Here is a 15,360-nt window from a genome sequence, read left to right on the forward strand (position 1 = left end):
TTCCAACCCAAAGTTTTAATTATTTGGTTTCGGTAGGTGGTGGCCATTTGTTTTGGGGTGTTGCTGTTTTTTTCTAAATTAGAAAGGCAAATCATCTAGTTCTTCATCTGTAAAATTGTAGGAGTCTAATTTTTTTTCTCGAGCTTTATTGATGAATATGTCATCCACTTTAAAACTATTGCATTTACATATATCTGTACAAACTCCATTTTCTTGTTCAAAAATAATATTGCAATAGGAATTGGAATTGTTACCTATAAATGTATAACCACTAGTACCTATATTACAATCATAAGCATTACAACTTCCACTATGGGCTATTAATTGAGTGTCGTTGTTTTCTTTGAATTCGTTAAATTTTGACTTAATATATTTTAAAAATTCTTCTCTTTTATACTTACTTAAATAATTTTCAGTCAAGATTTCAAGTTGTTCCAGATCCATTTCTGAAATGGCTTTTACAATAAGTTTATTTCGGCTAGAATCACTTTTGATAAAAGTAACATCGCCCATTTCCAAGAGTTGTTCAATGAGTTTCTGTTTCTCTTCTGACAATGCTGCAAATAATTGACTGTCAATATTTGTTTCAGAAATAGTTTCTATCTCTTCTACGCTTTCAGGTTTATTACCTACATTAGAAACCATCATAGTTGCTATTTCTTTCATACGTTTGTCTAGATTGGCTATGGTTTGTTCGGCGTGTTCTATACCAAATTGTGGTGCCAAGTCGTGTGCAAATGCTAAAGTAACCCATAATTCACAAACCGAATCTCCTTCTGTTTTGCATTCGCATCCTATATTGTCTTCAAGTTTAAAATTAACATCCTCTAAGCTACCGTTTTCCGATAATACCCGAACAACTTCATTGTAATGTGTACAGTTTTTGTAGTTCATAATTCGTTTTTTTTTTTAATCCCAACCCAAAACTTCAATTATTTGTTTTCGGTAGGTAGTGGCTATTTGTTTTGGAGTGTTGCGAATGTATTCTTCGGCTAAAGCACTTTCAGCACCTTTTAAATTTTGTAGATATTCGATTCTATCGTTTGGGTCAATTGTTTTGATAACTACTTTTTCTTCATTTCTTATTTCCCAATTTTCAGGAAGATTTGTCCAAATTACGGCATCAAAATCAGTGGTTTGAATCCAGTTTTTAATACTTTCTTTAAACAGAAAATCTATTGGAGAAAATTCATCTTTAGTTTTATCATAATATCCAATGTTTTCTTTCACAGTTCCTTCACGTTTTTTAAGATTTAATACAGCCAAATCAAGGTTGTCAAAACTAGAAACAGCATACAATGTTTGAACTTCTGTGCCATTTGGTGTAATGACCAATGTTAATCTTCCATCTTTAGAAATTCTAGCAAACTCAATGGGTAAAACGGGGCCGTTTTCTTTCCAACCTATGTTTGTATCAAATTTTAAATCTTTGGGTTGCCAAATTAAGGAACCCCAACCGAGGACTGCTATTTTCATAATTTATGATTTATCGCAGATATGCTTCATTTTGGCTTTGAAATTATCTCTTAATTCAGTGTTTTTTTCTAAATTTTCAAATGAATTGCCTGTATTTATTGCCTGCGCAATATTTTTATATGAAGTGCCTATTTGTATTGCCAACTTATATTTTGCAATTATATTTTCTAGTTCTTTTTGGAAATTTTCTCTAAAAATTATTTTTTCGCCATTAAAAACAAGCTTAGTTTGTTCAGTGTCAGAAAGAATTGTCCAACCGTTTTTAGTTTGTGTTTCGTGTAAACAAGCACATCTTACATTTATATAAAAATCGTAAGCTTTTGATTCCATTATCTTAAATGCATTATGATTTTTAAAAAATGACATAAAAACGTTTTTATTTCCTTTAAAACTATCTCCATCCATTTTAATATAGTGTGGATGTTCGTATTTCCAACCATTTATAAAACTTTCAATAGTTTCAATTAAAGAGCATTGCAAATTAACAACAGCAAATCCCTCACCGTTATTTATTTTTAGATCTAAAATTGCATTTATTGGATTCAAGTATCTTGTTCTTATCCTTTCTTCAAAAAAATGGAAAGCTAAACCCCATAATTCATCATTGTTTAGCACTAATTTTTTTTCTAAATCTTCCCAATCTTTAATTGTTAATTCTCCTGCGATTTTCATATTGTAGTTTTTATAGTTTCTTAATTCAATAAACCACTTAAAAGTATTCCGGTCTAATTTTCCATTCGTCAAATTACTTACAAGTAACAATCAAAGACATTGTATCTAATATTATGGATATTAGTCCTAAAAATAAATAACGGTGAGGGATTTGGGTGTTTCTAATTTCTCACAACTCATTTGTATTTTGAATTTTTTCTTTCTGTTTGTTTCTGTATGATTTCTCTCTATATTCTTTTGATTTTATTTCTTTAATGATTCTATTTTTTAATTCTTGATAGTTTTCAACAGGTATATAATAAATAAATATTTTCATTCCGTAATCGTGAGTTGAAACGATATTTCCAATTACACTTTTTTCTTCTTCTTCTTTATTATGTTTAAAACCCATTGAAATTATAGGATCTTTTAATCCATAAAACTTTGTTCCAAAGAGGATATACTTATTTTGGTCTACAAATATTTTGTAATCATCACAATATTCTAAACCTATTTTTTCTAAATCAATCTTTGAAGGGATTTGGAGTTTATTTAATTTGTATTTTTTATTTAAGATTTTAAAAAAATTATTTTTACACTTATCAAACCATATTCCTTTTTTTGAAAACTCTTTGGCGAATTTTTCATATAATAAATAATATTTTTCTTGAACACTATATTCTTCAGAATAACTTAACTTAATTGAGTTTTGTCTTTTTTTGATTTCAAATAAAAATTCTTGACCATCAACCAACAACGGAAATTTACCATCTTCAAGTTTACCATTTTTATTCAACTCTTTTATTTTAGTAGAAAATTCATTTTCGGACATATTTGGACTTAACCCTAAAAAAATTGATTGATATGTTTTTTTTTCTTTTTTTAAAGGAATTTTACTTTTATCTAGTCTGTTATTACAACTTGAGAATAAAAAAATCAAGCAAATTATTTTTATTAGTTTGGATTTCATAATTTTAAGTATTAAAGTATCATTTTTCAGTATATAACAATTCTATTTTTAATTCAAATAATGAATACTTGTATATAATCACACATCAAAAGGGCCAAACTCAATCAAACAATTTTCTCTTTCCTCATAGAGTTCAACGTATACTCCAAATTGATATCCTAATTGTTTCATATATTCATTTATTTTTAAATAGTCAAAATCTTTTTTTCTGTTTTTCCAAGACATTTTGATTTCAATTTCTGCTATATTTATACTCGTATCTCTTTTATGAATTATAATGTCTGGGTATACAAAACTATTTCCCTCTCCTGAATCTTCCCAATTCAATATTTTTCCCATTAAATTACCTAAATCATCGTGTTCATATTTTGTCCTCATCCTATTGTATTCAACGTCAACATCATATTTGTTATCAATAAATAGGTCAATATAATTTCCAAGTTTATTTGAAATTGTTCTTTCACCTATATTATATTCTTTTTTTAGTATCTTTTTTTCATTTAGATACAATCTGTCCAGTGATAAATGAATTATTTTTTCCAATTCCTCTCTATTCATAATATATTAATTTTATTAAGTAAATTTTTTCTTTCACAAAAAAAGATTTGAAAAAGAGTAAAAAATAAAATGTATTCAAATATTAGTAAAAAAAAAGGAACTTAACAATACTGGTTATTCTCTCCACAAATCTAAACCCTAATTTTCTATTCTCTTTACGGTTTTCCTCAAAGTCCGTTTTTTTATGTTAATTTAGAACGAATATGAGGTTGTGTTATTGTTGGTTAGTTTAAAATCAAGTTTGAACTTCCATTTTTCTCTTCCCAAAAAAACATCCAATATCCTTTTTTATCTACAATAGATTGTCGATTTTTGCCCATCTTAAATTAATACAATACAAATGGCACTAGTTGAGAAAGAGATTATTTTATTGAAAGTTTCAGGTCAGGATAAACCTGGGGTAACAGCTGGGCTGACTTCTATATTAGCTAATTATGACGCAGTTATTTTGGATATTGGTCAAGCCGATATTCACGATACATTATCTTTAGGTATTTTGTTTGAAATAAAAGCAGGTTCTAGTTCGGCAGCAGTTTTAAAAGACTTATTGTTCAGAGCGTATGAATTGGGTATTAATGTGAAGTTTATTCCAATATCTATTCCAGATTATGAAATTTGGGTAAAAGGTCAGCGCAAACAACGCTATATTATCAATGTATTGGGCGAAACTTTGACAGCAGCACAACTAGCGGCTGTGACTCAAATTATGTCAAACCAAAAATTGAATATCGATTCTATCATTCGATTAACGGGTAGGGTTTCGGTTGTAGAAAAAGAAGAATATCCGCGTTCTTGTGTGCAGTTGTCTGTGACTGGAAATATAAATGATAAAACGCTAATGACTGCCAGTTTTATGGAAATTTCGAAGGAATTAAATGTAGATATTTCTTTCCAAGAAGACAATATGTACAGAAGAAACCGACGTTTGGTGTGTTTTGATATGGATTCAACCTTAATTCAAACCGAAGTAATCGATGAATTAGCCGAGTTGGCAGGAGTAGGCGAACAAGTAAGAGCTATTACTGAATCAGCCATGAATGGCGAGATTGATTTTAGCGAAAGCTTCAAAAAACGCATGGCTTTGCTTGAAGGGTTGAGCGAAGATGTATTGCAAAATGTTGCTATCAATTTACCAATAACCAAAGGAGCCCATCGATTGATGAAAGCCCTGAAATATTATGGATATAAAACGGCAATTCTTTCGGGAGGATTCACCTATTTTGGTGATTATTTGCAAAAGGAATTAGGAATTGATTATGTCTATGCCAACCAGTTGGAGATAAAAGACGGTAAACTGACCGGAAAATATTTAGGTGAAATTGTTGATGGTCAAAAGAAAGCCGAATATTTGAAAGCCATTGCCGAAAAAGAAGGCATCAATATCAACCAAACCATTGCAGTGGGTGATGGTGCCAATGATTTGCCAATGTTGAATTTGGCGGGATTAGGAATTGCTTTTCACGCTAAACCCAAAGTAAAAGAAAGCGCAGCAACATCCATTTCTAGTTTAGGTCTTGATGGAGTTTTATATCTATTAGGCTACCACGACCGACATATTGATATGATGCAAGAGTAACTTATAGTCACATAGTCACACAAAAAAGCCTTAGATTCTTTGAACTAAGGCTTTTTTTATGCGGTAAAACTATTGATTTTGAAAAGCTATGAGTTTTTCAAATTGATAATTTCTTGTTCGGTAAGTAATCTCCAGTTTCCACGAGGCAAGTTCTTTTTAGTCAAACCTGCAAAAGCAACTCTGTCAATTCTCAAAACATCGTAGCTGAAATGTTCGAAAATAGAACGAACTACCTTCACGTTAGACGATCTTAATTTTAGACCAATTTCGCTTTTAGCCTCACCTTCAATATAACTTACTTCCTCTACAAAAACACGGTGTCCGTCTAGAACCAATCCTTTTTGTATTTTTTCTAAATCTTCAAATTTCAAGTTTTTGTCTAAAGAAACTTGGTATATTTTGGATGATTTATTGGTTGGCAAAGTAAACTTACGAATCATATCCGTATCGTTGGTAAACAATAAAAGACCAGTTGTGTTTTTATCCATTCTTCCAACAGCGCCAATTTTGGCAGTGGTGGAACCTTTTACCAATTCCAAAACATTGCGGTATTCCTGACCTTCGTCAAGTGCTGTTGTGAAGTTTTTTGGTTTGTTCAACAAGATATATACTTTTTTCTCTGGAGTTAATTTTACCCCATCAAAATTAACGTCATCGCTTGGTTTTACTAGATAACCCATTTCGGTTACTGGAATTCCGTTTACTTTTACGTTTCCAGATTGAATATAAATATCCGCATCACGACGCGAACACACTCCCGAATTGGCAATGTATTTATTCAAACGAATTTCGTCTTTCTCTTTTTGTCTCTTTGGAGCCTGATTTGGTTTTTTAGCAGTTTTTGCCGCTTCCGCCTCCGCTATTTTTACTGCTGGTTTTACTTTTTTAGGTCCTTGTGCTCTTTTTGGCATCGCAGGTTTTGGCTTATTAGAGCTTGGTCTGGAGCTGTTTGCTCTACCGCCGCTTTTTTTATTGTTGCCTTCCTTGTTATTCATAATATGCTATAATTTGCTGCAAAGATAGTTTATTATTGCTTAATTGTTGATTGTTTTTGAATTAGGACACGGCATTCAATTTTGTAAGCAAGACAATATTAATAAAAGTTACAGTTTTTAAATTATTGATTCTTGTTATTTGTCAGGCTGAAAGCGTCTTGTTTTTGTTGATTTAGGAATTCACTTTCTAAAGAAGTCGTGCAAAACTACCGTTTTTGAAGCAGTACTAATTCCATTCGTTTACTTCACTGTCAAATTCTTTGGTGTTATGATTTAAGAATTTAAGTTCTAAAACATATTCTTTATCTGTTTTTTTGTAAATAATATTGTCAGCGATGTATTTTTCAATTGGATTAAAATCAAGGTTATCAATGATGGTTTTTACTTCATTTGGATAATTGCCAAATTCAGTTTTATAAGTTTCTATTTTATTTGTTAATTGAACTCCAATTTTATTTGTTGTATAATCATATGTTTTAAAAGCAAGAACTATTAAAATCATATTTGTAAATCCTAAATAAGCTATTCTTTCCGAGTATTTTCTTAAGTTGGAGTTGTTATTTGTTCCTCTATACCATCTTGCTATCAATCCACCAATACCCATCGCAATCATTATTACCCAAAAAGCATAAAAATTACTCAAAGAAATAACGAACATACATATTAAAATTAGTACGTATGCAACATATTTTTGATTGTCTGAAATTGTATTTATTGTTTGATCAGAATTGAAGTTTTTGATTAGATTATTTCGCTGATATTTTTCAGTTCTTCTAATATTATTGATAAAATCTGTCAGCTTGGCTTCGTTAATTTTGATTTGACTTAAATTTATGTTTAATTTTTGGGCGCCAACATATTTATTTAAATTGCTTAACCAACTAAACGCATTTTTTTTAAACACAAAAGTATCATCGACAATAATTGAAATAAATTTTTGATTATATATATCTATCAAATAGCTTTCTTTAATTTGTTCCCATTTGATTTCATTCTGCTTTATTGTTCTGTCCCAAATTCCATTTTCATTTATTATAATTTGTGGTCTTTTGTCTAATAAATTAAAAATGCTAATTGGAATTCCTAAACCAAAAAATGAAATAGCAAACCAACCCATATAATAATCAAAAGTTCCATTTTGCTTTTCCGAAATCATCCAAATTCCAATTAATATAAAAGGTAAGCTTAAAGCCAAAATTTTAATTCCTTTCGAGTTAGATTTATATAATTTTAGTTCTGTCATTTTCAATTTCGTCTTTTTCCACAAATTGCAAATATATCACCACAATCCAGTTAATTTGGATGATTATTTCAATTATATAGCTTAGTATTACTCTCGAAAGATACAAAATTTCCTGTAATCGTCATTATGAAAACAAATGCCCTAGCCCTGATGGTAACGGCATCCTCTTGTGGTGGGGTTCGCCACAAGAGATATAGTGGACAGCAGGATTAAGCTCCTGAAAAATCAAATCGACCGTAACAATTTCTCTCCGTGCCAAAGTACGCTCGGATTGATAAGTATGATGCAGAAAACGCCCGCCACGATGAGGAATTTCAAGACGTTGTGAAGTAAAATATACTGTTCTTTGGTGTTAGATTTCCATAGATGCAGCAGGAAAAAAATCAAAATAATGAAAGAAGCATAGAAGTAAATATCCATATAGCCCACGTCGAAAATTTCGATTAAAACATAAACCGGAATGATTGTCGTGATGGTGAGAATAGTGATTATTTTCTTAGAAGTTTCTTCGCCATAAAGTATTGGAATTGTGTTGTAGTCATTGGCCAAATCGCCTTTGATGTTTTCTAAATCTTTGATCATCTCCCGAATTAAAATCAATAAAAACAAGAAAACGGCGTGTCCAAAAATGACTTCATAGAAATTTTTGTAATACAAAAGAATGGCAAAAAAAGGCAAAATAGCCAAAAAAGCTGCGGTCAAATTTCCTATAATGACTAGTTTTTTGATTCGGTGTGAATAATACCAAATCAGGAAAATATAGGCTGAAAAATATAAAAAGGCTCGCCAAGAAACTATAATCGCCAGCAAAGCCACAATAAAATTAAGTGCAAAATAAACCTGAAGTTTAGTTTTTTGGCTGACCAATCGGTCGAGCATTGATTTGTTGGGGCGGTTAATTAAATCTTTTTTGCTGTCGTAGAAATTATTGATAATATAACCCGAAGCAATAGTCAACGCAGAAGCAAAAACAATAATAAACAAATCAAAATCGAGTAGAACAGACAAGGCTCTTTTTTCGGGAGCGAGAATGAATATAGCCGAAAGATATTGTGCCAAAACGATTATCGGAATGTTGTACCCTCTAATCACAGAGAACAAACTGGCAATTTTCATTAAAAGAATCTTGGACTTTCTGTTCATTTTCTATTTTGGTTGGCAACGGAAAAACGCTAGGTATGTTTTTTCCTCCCCTCTCCTTTGCAGAGAGGCTTGGGGGTGAGGAGATTTAGAATTGGTAAACGACTTCCAGTTTATACTCTTTCAAGGCGCGTTTTGCTTTTTCTAAGTCTTGTGTAAAACCTAGGATATAACCACCGCCGCCAGAACCGCAAAGTTTTAAATAATAATCGTTAGAGTCAATTCCTTCTTGCCAAATGCCGTGAAACTGTTCTGGAATCATTGGTTTGAAGTGATTCAAAACTACTTTGGATAATTTTTTAGTGTTGGCAAACAACGATTTCATATCGCCTCCCAAGAAATTTTCGACACAAGCATCGGTATGTTTGATAAATTGCAATTTCAACATAGTACGGAAACCTTGGTCTTTCAATTTTTCCATAAAAATATTCACCATCGGAGCGGTTTCGCCCACAATTCCTGAATCTATTAAAAACACAGCGCCGTTTCCTTGTAAACTTTGAGTTGGAATTCCAGTAGCCTCAATATGGTCTTTAGAATTGATTAAAATAGGAATGCTCAAATAACTGTTTAAAGGATCTAATCCAGAACTTTTTCCGTGAAAAAAGGATTCCATTTGCCCGAAAATGGTTTTGAGTTGCAATAGTTTTTCACGAGTCAAATTCTCAAGAACTGTAATTTTATTTTGAGCATATTTATCATAAATCGCCGCAACCAATGCACCGCTGCTTCCTACGCCATAACCTTGCGGAATACTGGAATCAAAGTACATTCCAGTTTCGACATCGTTTTTTAAAGTAGTTAAATCGAAACTCACTAATTCAGGTTGCTCACTCTGAAGATTTTCCAGATAAGAAACATAGCGTCTCAAATGGCCATTGGATTTGATGGCTGCTTCCGAAGGATTTTCATCTTTCTTTAATGCGCCATTGTAAAAATTGTAAGGAATAGACAAACCTTTCGAGTCACGAATGATTCCGTATTCTCCAAAGAGTAATATTTTTGAGTAAAATAAAGGTCCTTTCATATGTAATTAATCAATTAATGATTGACTTCCAATTCCAATTTGGTCACAAAGGTACTGACCATTTTGACAATAGCCAACTAATTCGTCCTTAATAAATTGTAAAACAGTTTCTTTCACAGTTTCTGGGTATAAAACGTGAACATTTGCACCAGCATCCAGTGTGAAGCAAACTGGTATTTTGGTTTCGTTTCTGTACTTCCAAATGGCATTGATGATTTGCAAGGTATTGGGTTTCATTAAAATAAAATACGGAATCGAAGTCATCATCATCGAATGCAATGTCAAGGCTTCACTTTCGACAATGGTTATGAATTCTTCCAAATTGCCACTTTCGAAAACAGAAATCAATTTATCCAGATTTTCGTGCGCTTGTTTAAATCGCCTTTCGGCAAATGGATGTCCGTTCATTAAATTATGACCCACAGAACTCGAAACTTGTTTTTCGCCTTTGTCCACCAATAAAATAGAATCCTGAAAATTCTTGAAATTCTCGTGAATGGCTTTCGGAAATGCTACTCCAAACAAATCAGAACTTCCTTGAATATTGTTGTGATTGCCCCAAACGACAACTTCACCTTTTACGCTTCGGCAGGCACTTCCAGAACCCAAACGAGCCAAGAATGAAGCCTTGTGGTAAAAGTAATCATTGGTCATTTCAGGGTTTAACGCTTTTTCCAAACTCATCAAATTCATTGCCAACGCTGCCATTCCTGACGCTGAAGAAGCAATTCCTGAACTGTGCGGAAAAGTATTTTGAGTATCAATGGTAAAATGATAGTCTTTCAAAAAAGGCAAGTAAACCAAAACTCTTTCGAAAAATTGCTGAATTTTGGGTTTGAAATCTTCTTTGGGTTTGCCTTCAAAAAGCAAGTCGAAAGAAAATGTATCTTGATTTTGTTTTTTGTCGAAAGCCAGTTTTGTAATTGTTTTGCAATTATTTAACGTAAAACTCACCGAAGGATTGGCTGGAATTTGACTGTCTTTTTTGCCCCAATATTTTACCAAGGCGATGTTACTAGGAGAACTCCACTCGAAGTTTCCTTTTTCTATTGAATGAGAATAGGCAGTTGGTATGAAATCGTTTGCTGAAAACATCAATTATTTTTTTTGCAAAGATACTTTTTATCGTTTAAAAGTTTAACCGTTTAATCGTTTAAAAGTTTTGATTAATTTTGAAAAAAAATAAAGATGAATAAAATCTCAAAAATTCTCGTTGTGGTTGCCACTTGTTTAGTTGTTGGATATTTTTCGGGAGTGGTTACGCGTTCGGCAATCACGACTTGGTATCCTACATTAATAAAACCTAGCTTTAATCCGCCGAATTGGATTTTTGCTCCCGTTTGGAGTATGCTTTACATAATGATGGGAGTTGCGGCAGGATTGATTTGGGATCGAATAGATTTTGAAAAAGAAATTGTCAAAAAAGCTTTGGTGTTTTTTGCCGTTCAATTGGCATTGAATGCTTTGTGGTCCTATTTGTTTTTTGGTTTAAAAAATCCAATGTTGGCTGGACTCGAAATCATAATTCTTTGGTTGATGATTTATGAAACCTATTTTAAATTCTCAAAAATCAATAAAATTGCGGGTTATTTAATGATTCCTTACTTGCTTTGGGTGAGTTTTGCCAGTGTTTTGAATGCTAGTATTTGGTGGTTGAATCAATAATATTTATGAAAAACCTCTACAGCCAAATTCTACAATCAAAATTAGAAAACGAGAAATTGCTCGCCATTCTTCTAGATCCAGACAAAATCAATTTGAAGAATGTAGAAACATTAATCGAAAAAATAAATCAGTCACCAGCGACACATATTTTTATTGGCGGAAGTCTTGTCGAAAGTAATATTTTGGACGAACTCATCATAAAAGTGAAACAAAATTGTAATTTGCCTGTTGTGTTATTTCCTGGAAATCCATCTCAAATCTCAGGTCAAGCCGATGGGATTTTATTCCTGTCTTTAATTTCTGGTAGAAATCCGGATTTTCTAATCGAACATCAGGTTCAAGCCGTTCCGATTTTAAAGAAAACCCAACTCGAAATTATTTCTACTGGGTATATTCTCATCGAAAGCGGGACAAAAACGGCTGTAGAACGAGTTAGTAAAACTAAACCATTAGACCGAAACAATATTGAATATGTTGTTCAAACCGCACAAGCTGGCGAATTATTAGGCAATAAATTAATTTATCTCGAAGCTGGAAGTGGTGCCAAACAAGCTGTTCCGTTAGAAATGATTCAAAAAGTAGCTCAAAATATAAAAATCCCGTTGCTAGTTGGCGGTGGAATTGTAGATTTGCTTGGAATTCAAAAAGCCTATGATTCGGGTGCCGATTTGGTGGTGATTGGAACAGCTTTTGAAAATAATATAGATTTTTTTAATTCAAATGCGTAGATGATAGAGTACTTTTTTTCGCAATATGCAACCTATTCCACCTTGGATATTACTTTAGAAATCGTCGCGGTGATTTTTGGTTTACTCAGTGTTTGGTATGCCAAAAAAGACAATATTTTGGTATTCCCAACAGGATTAGTCAGTACATCAATCTATGTTTATTTGCTGTGGAAATGGGTTTTGTGGGGCGATATGATGATTAATGGGTATTATTTCATAATGAGTATTTACGGTTGGTATCATTGGACAAGAAAAAAAGGAGATGTTGTTGAATTCCCAATTTCGGTAATTTCGAGGGCTGAGAAACGAATGAGCCTAATTATTTTTATATTTACGGTCACATTTGTAGTTTTGGTGTATCACTATTTCGACAAATTTACCACTTGGTATGCTTATGTAGATACCTTCCTAACGGGAATTTTTTTCGTAGGAATGTGGTTGATGGCTAAAAGAAAAATCGAAAATTGGTTATATTGGATTATTGGTGACATCATTTCCATTCCTTTGTATTTTTCAAAAGGGTTTACTTTTACGAGTTTTCAGTATTTAATATTCACAATTGTTGCCATTTATGGTTATTTAGAATGGAAAAAAAACTTAAACAACTCTCAAATAAAGGAGATTTAGCAATACTTAAAATTGCCCTATTTGGCCCCGAATCTACGGGGAAGACTACTTTGGCAAAAGAACTTGCCGAGCATTTTCAGACGGCATTTGTTCCTGAATTTGCCCGTGATTATCTACAAGAGAAATGGGATACTTCTGGACAAATTTGTGATGTAAACGATATGTTGCCTATTGCTTATGGTCAATTGAATTTAGAAAACCAAAGTCTTGTTTCGGCTAATAAATTCCTTTTTTGTGATACCAATTTGATGGTAACCAAAGTGTTTTCGGAAGTATATTACAACTTTTGTGACCCATTATTAGACAAAGCAGCTCGAAAACATGAGTACGATTTGTTTTTTCTTACCGATATTGATGTGCCTTGGGAAAAAGACGATTTGAGGGACAAACCTGAAGGTCGTGCAACTGTTTTTTCGGTTTTCAAACAATCGTTAATAGATAACAATAAACCTTTTATTACTATTTCTGGCACTAAAAAGCAGCGTTTAGAAAAAGCTATTCAGATTGTTGATGATTTGGCAAAAGCTAAAAAAATGGGGCTTTCTTCCCATGATTTTGTTCAAATTTTCGAACACGGAATTTCTATAGATAACATTATAAGTCAATTGGATTTATTTAAAAACGGAATTTCAAAAGCAATTTTGGTAGAGCCTGCAATGGTTTCTAAAGGCATTTTGAAACTTTCGGAAAAAGATTTTCAAGCAAAAGCCGATTTTTTTGATGCTAATAAAGCGAATTTTAAATTAGAAAAATTTGTTCCTGCATCAGGTGCCGCCAGCAGAATGTTTAAATTTTTGAATGAATTTTTGAATGAATTTGACATCGAAAAAGAAACCATCAATGCCTATATTAACAGAAAAAAAGCTAGCGAATTATCCATCTTTATTGTTGGGATGAATAAATTTCCATTCTTTGAAACCGTCTATTTAAAATTAAAATCTAAGTTTCCCAATTTTGACAGTTTAGAAAGAGATTATAAAAATTATTATTTTATAAAATACCTGCTCTCACCCGATTATTTTGATTTTGCTAATAAACCAAAAGGAGTTCTTCCCTTTCATAGATACACCGCTCATATTGCAACAGCAATAGAGGAACATTTCTATGAATGTGCTAATTATTCTAGTTCGAATGGAAAAGCAAGTTTGCATTTTACAGTTTCTGAATCGCATAAAATGCTATTTGAAGACATCGAAAAAAACACCAAAAAGAAAGTTGAAAAGGAATCGGGAATAGCAATAGAAACGCATTATTCTTTTCAAAATAAAAGTACAGATACGATAGCTGTTAATCTAAACAACAAACCATTCAGAGAAGAAAATGGAAAATTGCTTTTCAGACCTGGAGGCCACGGAGCCTTAATTGAAAATTTAAATAGTCTTGGAGCTGATATTGTTTTTATTAAAAACATAGACAATGTTGCTCAAAATCGCATCAAGAGTATCGAAATGTACAAAAAAGCATTGGCGGGAATTTTGACGGAATTGCAACAACAAGTTTTTAGGTATTTGAATGAAATGGATCACTTTCAAGAAGATGATTTAAATGAAATTGTTGCTTTTGCCACTAATGAATTGAATATTGAATTAGAAGAAAATTTTAGAAAATACAAGTTAGAATATAAAATTGATTACCTAAAAACCATTCTGGATCGACCCATTCGTGTTTGCGGAATGGTAAAAAACGAAGGTGAAGCTGGTGGAGGCCCTTTTTGGGTTAGGGATAACAGAGGAAATCATTCCTTGCAAATTGTTGAAACCTCACAAGTGGATTTGGTTAATGAAAATCAAGTAAAAATACTGTCGAGTTCCACTCATTTTAATCCTGTAGATTTGGTTTGTGGAATCCGCAATTATAAAAATGAGAAATTTGATCTGACTCAATTTATAGATCATAATAGCGGTTTTATTGTCGAAAAAAATAGTTACGGTAAGATAGTAAAAAGCTATGAATTGCCTGGTTTGTGGAATGGTGCGATGGCAAAATGGATCACTGTTTTTGTTGAAGTGCCTTTGATTACCTTCAATCCAGTGAAAACAGTCAATGATTTATTAAAAACAGCACATCAACCACAATAGTTTTGGAACCAGAGAAAATCATATCCGAATTACAGTTCAAAGCGGTTCGCAGTAGTGGAGCCGGAGGTCAAAATGTGAATAAAGTGTCCTCAAAAGTGGTCTTGTCATTCGATTTGAAAAATTCGCAAGCTTTGTCAGAAGATGAAAAAGCACTGTTAGAATTCAAATTGGCATCAAGATTAACTTCTGATACTATTTTGATTTTGAATTGTGACGAAGATCGAAGTCAGCTCAAAAACAAAGCCATTGTTATCAAAAGGTTTCTGGATATTATTACCGCTGGCCTCGTAGTTCCAAAAATTAGAAAAGCCACAAAAATCCCTAAATCGGTGATTAGAAAACGAATGAAGGACAAAAATCATATTTCTGAAATTAAAAAGTCGCGCCGGAAACCTGATTTTTAATTTTTTTGCCAACTAATAATTCATAATTCATAATTTATATTTAAGTTTGCGTCGTCTCAAAGGGGTGCTCTAAATAACGAGCTGAGATTATACCCATAGAACCTGAACAGGTAATGCTGTTAAGGGAAAACAGAAATAAAGATGAAGTGCACGTCATCCGAAAAGTCTGGAACAACAATCATTTATTAATTTAACAAAAGAATAATTCCCCCTTTTATTCGT

At 32.3% G+C, this 15,360-nt stretch carries 16 protein-coding genes; 6 read left to right on the forward strand and 10 right to left on the reverse strand.

Features of this window, described 5'->3' with window-relative positions:
- Nucleotides 1–78 precede the first annotated feature (78 nt).
- The 5 genes from C3L50_RS06505 to C3L50_RS06525 all read right to left on the reverse strand — a co-directional run bounded on the left by C3L50_RS06505 (nucleotide 79) and on the right by C3L50_RS06525 (nucleotide 3,655).
- Nucleotides 79–894, reverse strand: coding sequence for a hypothetical protein (locus tag C3L50_RS06505; RefSeq protein WP_103805354.1), 816 nt, complete (start codon nucleotides 892–894; stop codon nucleotides 79–81).
- 15 nt (nucleotides 895–909) lie between these two features.
- Nucleotides 910–1,476, reverse strand: a complete 567-nt coding sequence (locus C3L50_RS06510; protein WP_165783982.1) for a hypothetical protein — start codon at nucleotides 1,474–1,476, stop codon at nucleotides 910–912.
- A gap of 3 nt (nucleotides 1,477–1,479) precedes the next feature.
- A complete protein-coding gene (locus C3L50_RS06515; RefSeq protein WP_103805356.1) occupies nucleotides 1,480–2,148 on the reverse strand; it encodes a hypothetical protein in 669 nt (222 codons plus the stop codon).
- Nucleotides 2,149–2,317: 169 nt separating this feature from the next.
- Entirely contained in the window at nucleotides 2,318–3,097 is a 780-nt protein-coding gene (locus C3L50_RS06520; RefSeq protein WP_103805357.1) for a hypothetical protein, read from the reverse strand.
- 78 nt (nucleotides 3,098–3,175) lie between these two features.
- Complete coding sequence (locus C3L50_RS06525) at nucleotides 3,176–3,655, reverse strand: hypothetical protein (RefSeq protein WP_103805358.1); 480 nt, start codon at nucleotides 3,653–3,655, stop codon at nucleotides 3,176–3,178.
- A gap of 340 nt (nucleotides 3,656–3,995) precedes the next feature.
- On the opposite strand from C3L50_RS06525, the gene serB reads away from it, so the two are divergent.
- Nucleotides 3,996–5,231, forward strand: coding sequence for a phosphoserine phosphatase SerB (serB, locus tag C3L50_RS06530; protein WP_103805359.1), 1,236 nt, complete (start codon nucleotides 3,996–3,998; stop codon nucleotides 5,229–5,231).
- Between the two features lie 86 nt (nucleotides 5,232–5,317).
- Here the strand turns inward: serB and C3L50_RS06535 are convergent, their stop codons facing one another.
- The 5 genes from C3L50_RS06535 to C3L50_RS06555 form a co-directional block, all read right to left on the reverse strand.
- On the reverse strand, nucleotides 5,318–6,226 hold the full coding sequence (locus tag C3L50_RS06535; RefSeq protein ID WP_103805360.1) for a pseudouridine synthase: 909 nt from the start codon (nucleotides 6,224–6,226) through the stop codon (nucleotides 5,318–5,320).
- 226 nt (nucleotides 6,227–6,452) lie between these two features.
- Nucleotides 6,453–7,469, reverse strand: coding sequence for an STM3941 family protein (locus tag C3L50_RS06540; protein ID WP_103805361.1), 1,017 nt, complete (start codon nucleotides 7,467–7,469; stop codon nucleotides 6,453–6,455).
- A gap of 225 nt (nucleotides 7,470–7,694) precedes the next feature.
- Entirely contained in the window at nucleotides 7,695–8,612 is a 918-nt protein-coding gene (locus C3L50_RS06545; protein ID WP_103805362.1) for a geranylgeranylglycerol-phosphate geranylgeranyltransferase, read from the reverse strand.
- A gap of 85 nt (nucleotides 8,613–8,697) precedes the next feature.
- On the reverse strand, nucleotides 8,698–9,636 hold the full coding sequence (locus tag C3L50_RS06550) for a mevalonate kinase family protein (RefSeq protein ID WP_103805363.1): 939 nt from the start codon (nucleotides 9,634–9,636) through the stop codon (nucleotides 8,698–8,700).
- Between the two features lie 6 nt (nucleotides 9,637–9,642).
- Nucleotides 9,643–10,731, reverse strand: a complete 1,089-nt coding sequence (locus C3L50_RS06555) for a diphosphomevalonate/mevalonate 3,5-bisphosphate decarboxylase family protein (RefSeq protein ID WP_103805364.1) — start codon at nucleotides 10,729–10,731, stop codon at nucleotides 9,643–9,645.
- Between the two features lie 93 nt (nucleotides 10,732–10,824).
- Between C3L50_RS06555 and C3L50_RS06560 the strand changes: the two genes are divergently transcribed.
- The 5 genes from C3L50_RS06560 to arfB are packed head-to-tail and all read left to right on the forward strand — an operon-like array spanning nucleotide 10,825 to nucleotide 15,138.
- Complete coding sequence (locus C3L50_RS06560) at nucleotides 10,825–11,301, forward strand: TspO/MBR family protein (RefSeq protein ID WP_103805365.1); 477 nt, start codon at nucleotides 10,825–10,827, stop codon at nucleotides 11,299–11,301.
- 5 nt (nucleotides 11,302–11,306) lie between these two features.
- Nucleotides 11,307–12,029, forward strand: a complete 723-nt coding sequence (locus tag C3L50_RS06565; RefSeq protein WP_103805366.1) for a geranylgeranylglyceryl/heptaprenylglyceryl phosphate synthase — start codon at nucleotides 11,307–11,309, stop codon at nucleotides 12,027–12,029.
- Nucleotides 12,030–12,656 carry a nicotinamide riboside transporter PnuC gene (gene pnuC, locus C3L50_RS06570; protein WP_103805367.1) on the forward strand — a complete coding sequence of 209 codons (627 nt, stop codon included), beginning with the start codon at nucleotides 12,030–12,032 and terminating at the stop codon, nucleotides 12,654–12,656.
- Complete coding sequence (locus C3L50_RS06575) at nucleotides 12,614–14,734, forward strand: DUF4301 family protein (RefSeq protein ID WP_103805368.1); 2,121 nt, start codon at nucleotides 12,614–12,616, stop codon at nucleotides 14,732–14,734. Before pnuC ends, C3L50_RS06575 begins: the two co-directional genes overlap by 43 nt.
- Nucleotides 14,735–14,736: 2 nt before the next feature.
- On the forward strand, nucleotides 14,737–15,138 hold the full coding sequence (gene arfB / locus C3L50_RS06580; RefSeq protein ID WP_103805369.1) for an alternative ribosome rescue aminoacyl-tRNA hydrolase ArfB: 402 nt from the start codon (nucleotides 14,737–14,739) through the stop codon (nucleotides 15,136–15,138).
- The last annotated feature ends 222 nt before the right edge of the window (nucleotides 15,139–15,360 follow it).

The organism is Flavobacterium alvei, assembly GCF_002920895.1.
In the GTDB taxonomy this organism is placed as follows: Bacteria; Bacteroidota; Bacteroidia; order Flavobacteriales; family Flavobacteriaceae; genus Flavobacterium; species Flavobacterium alvei.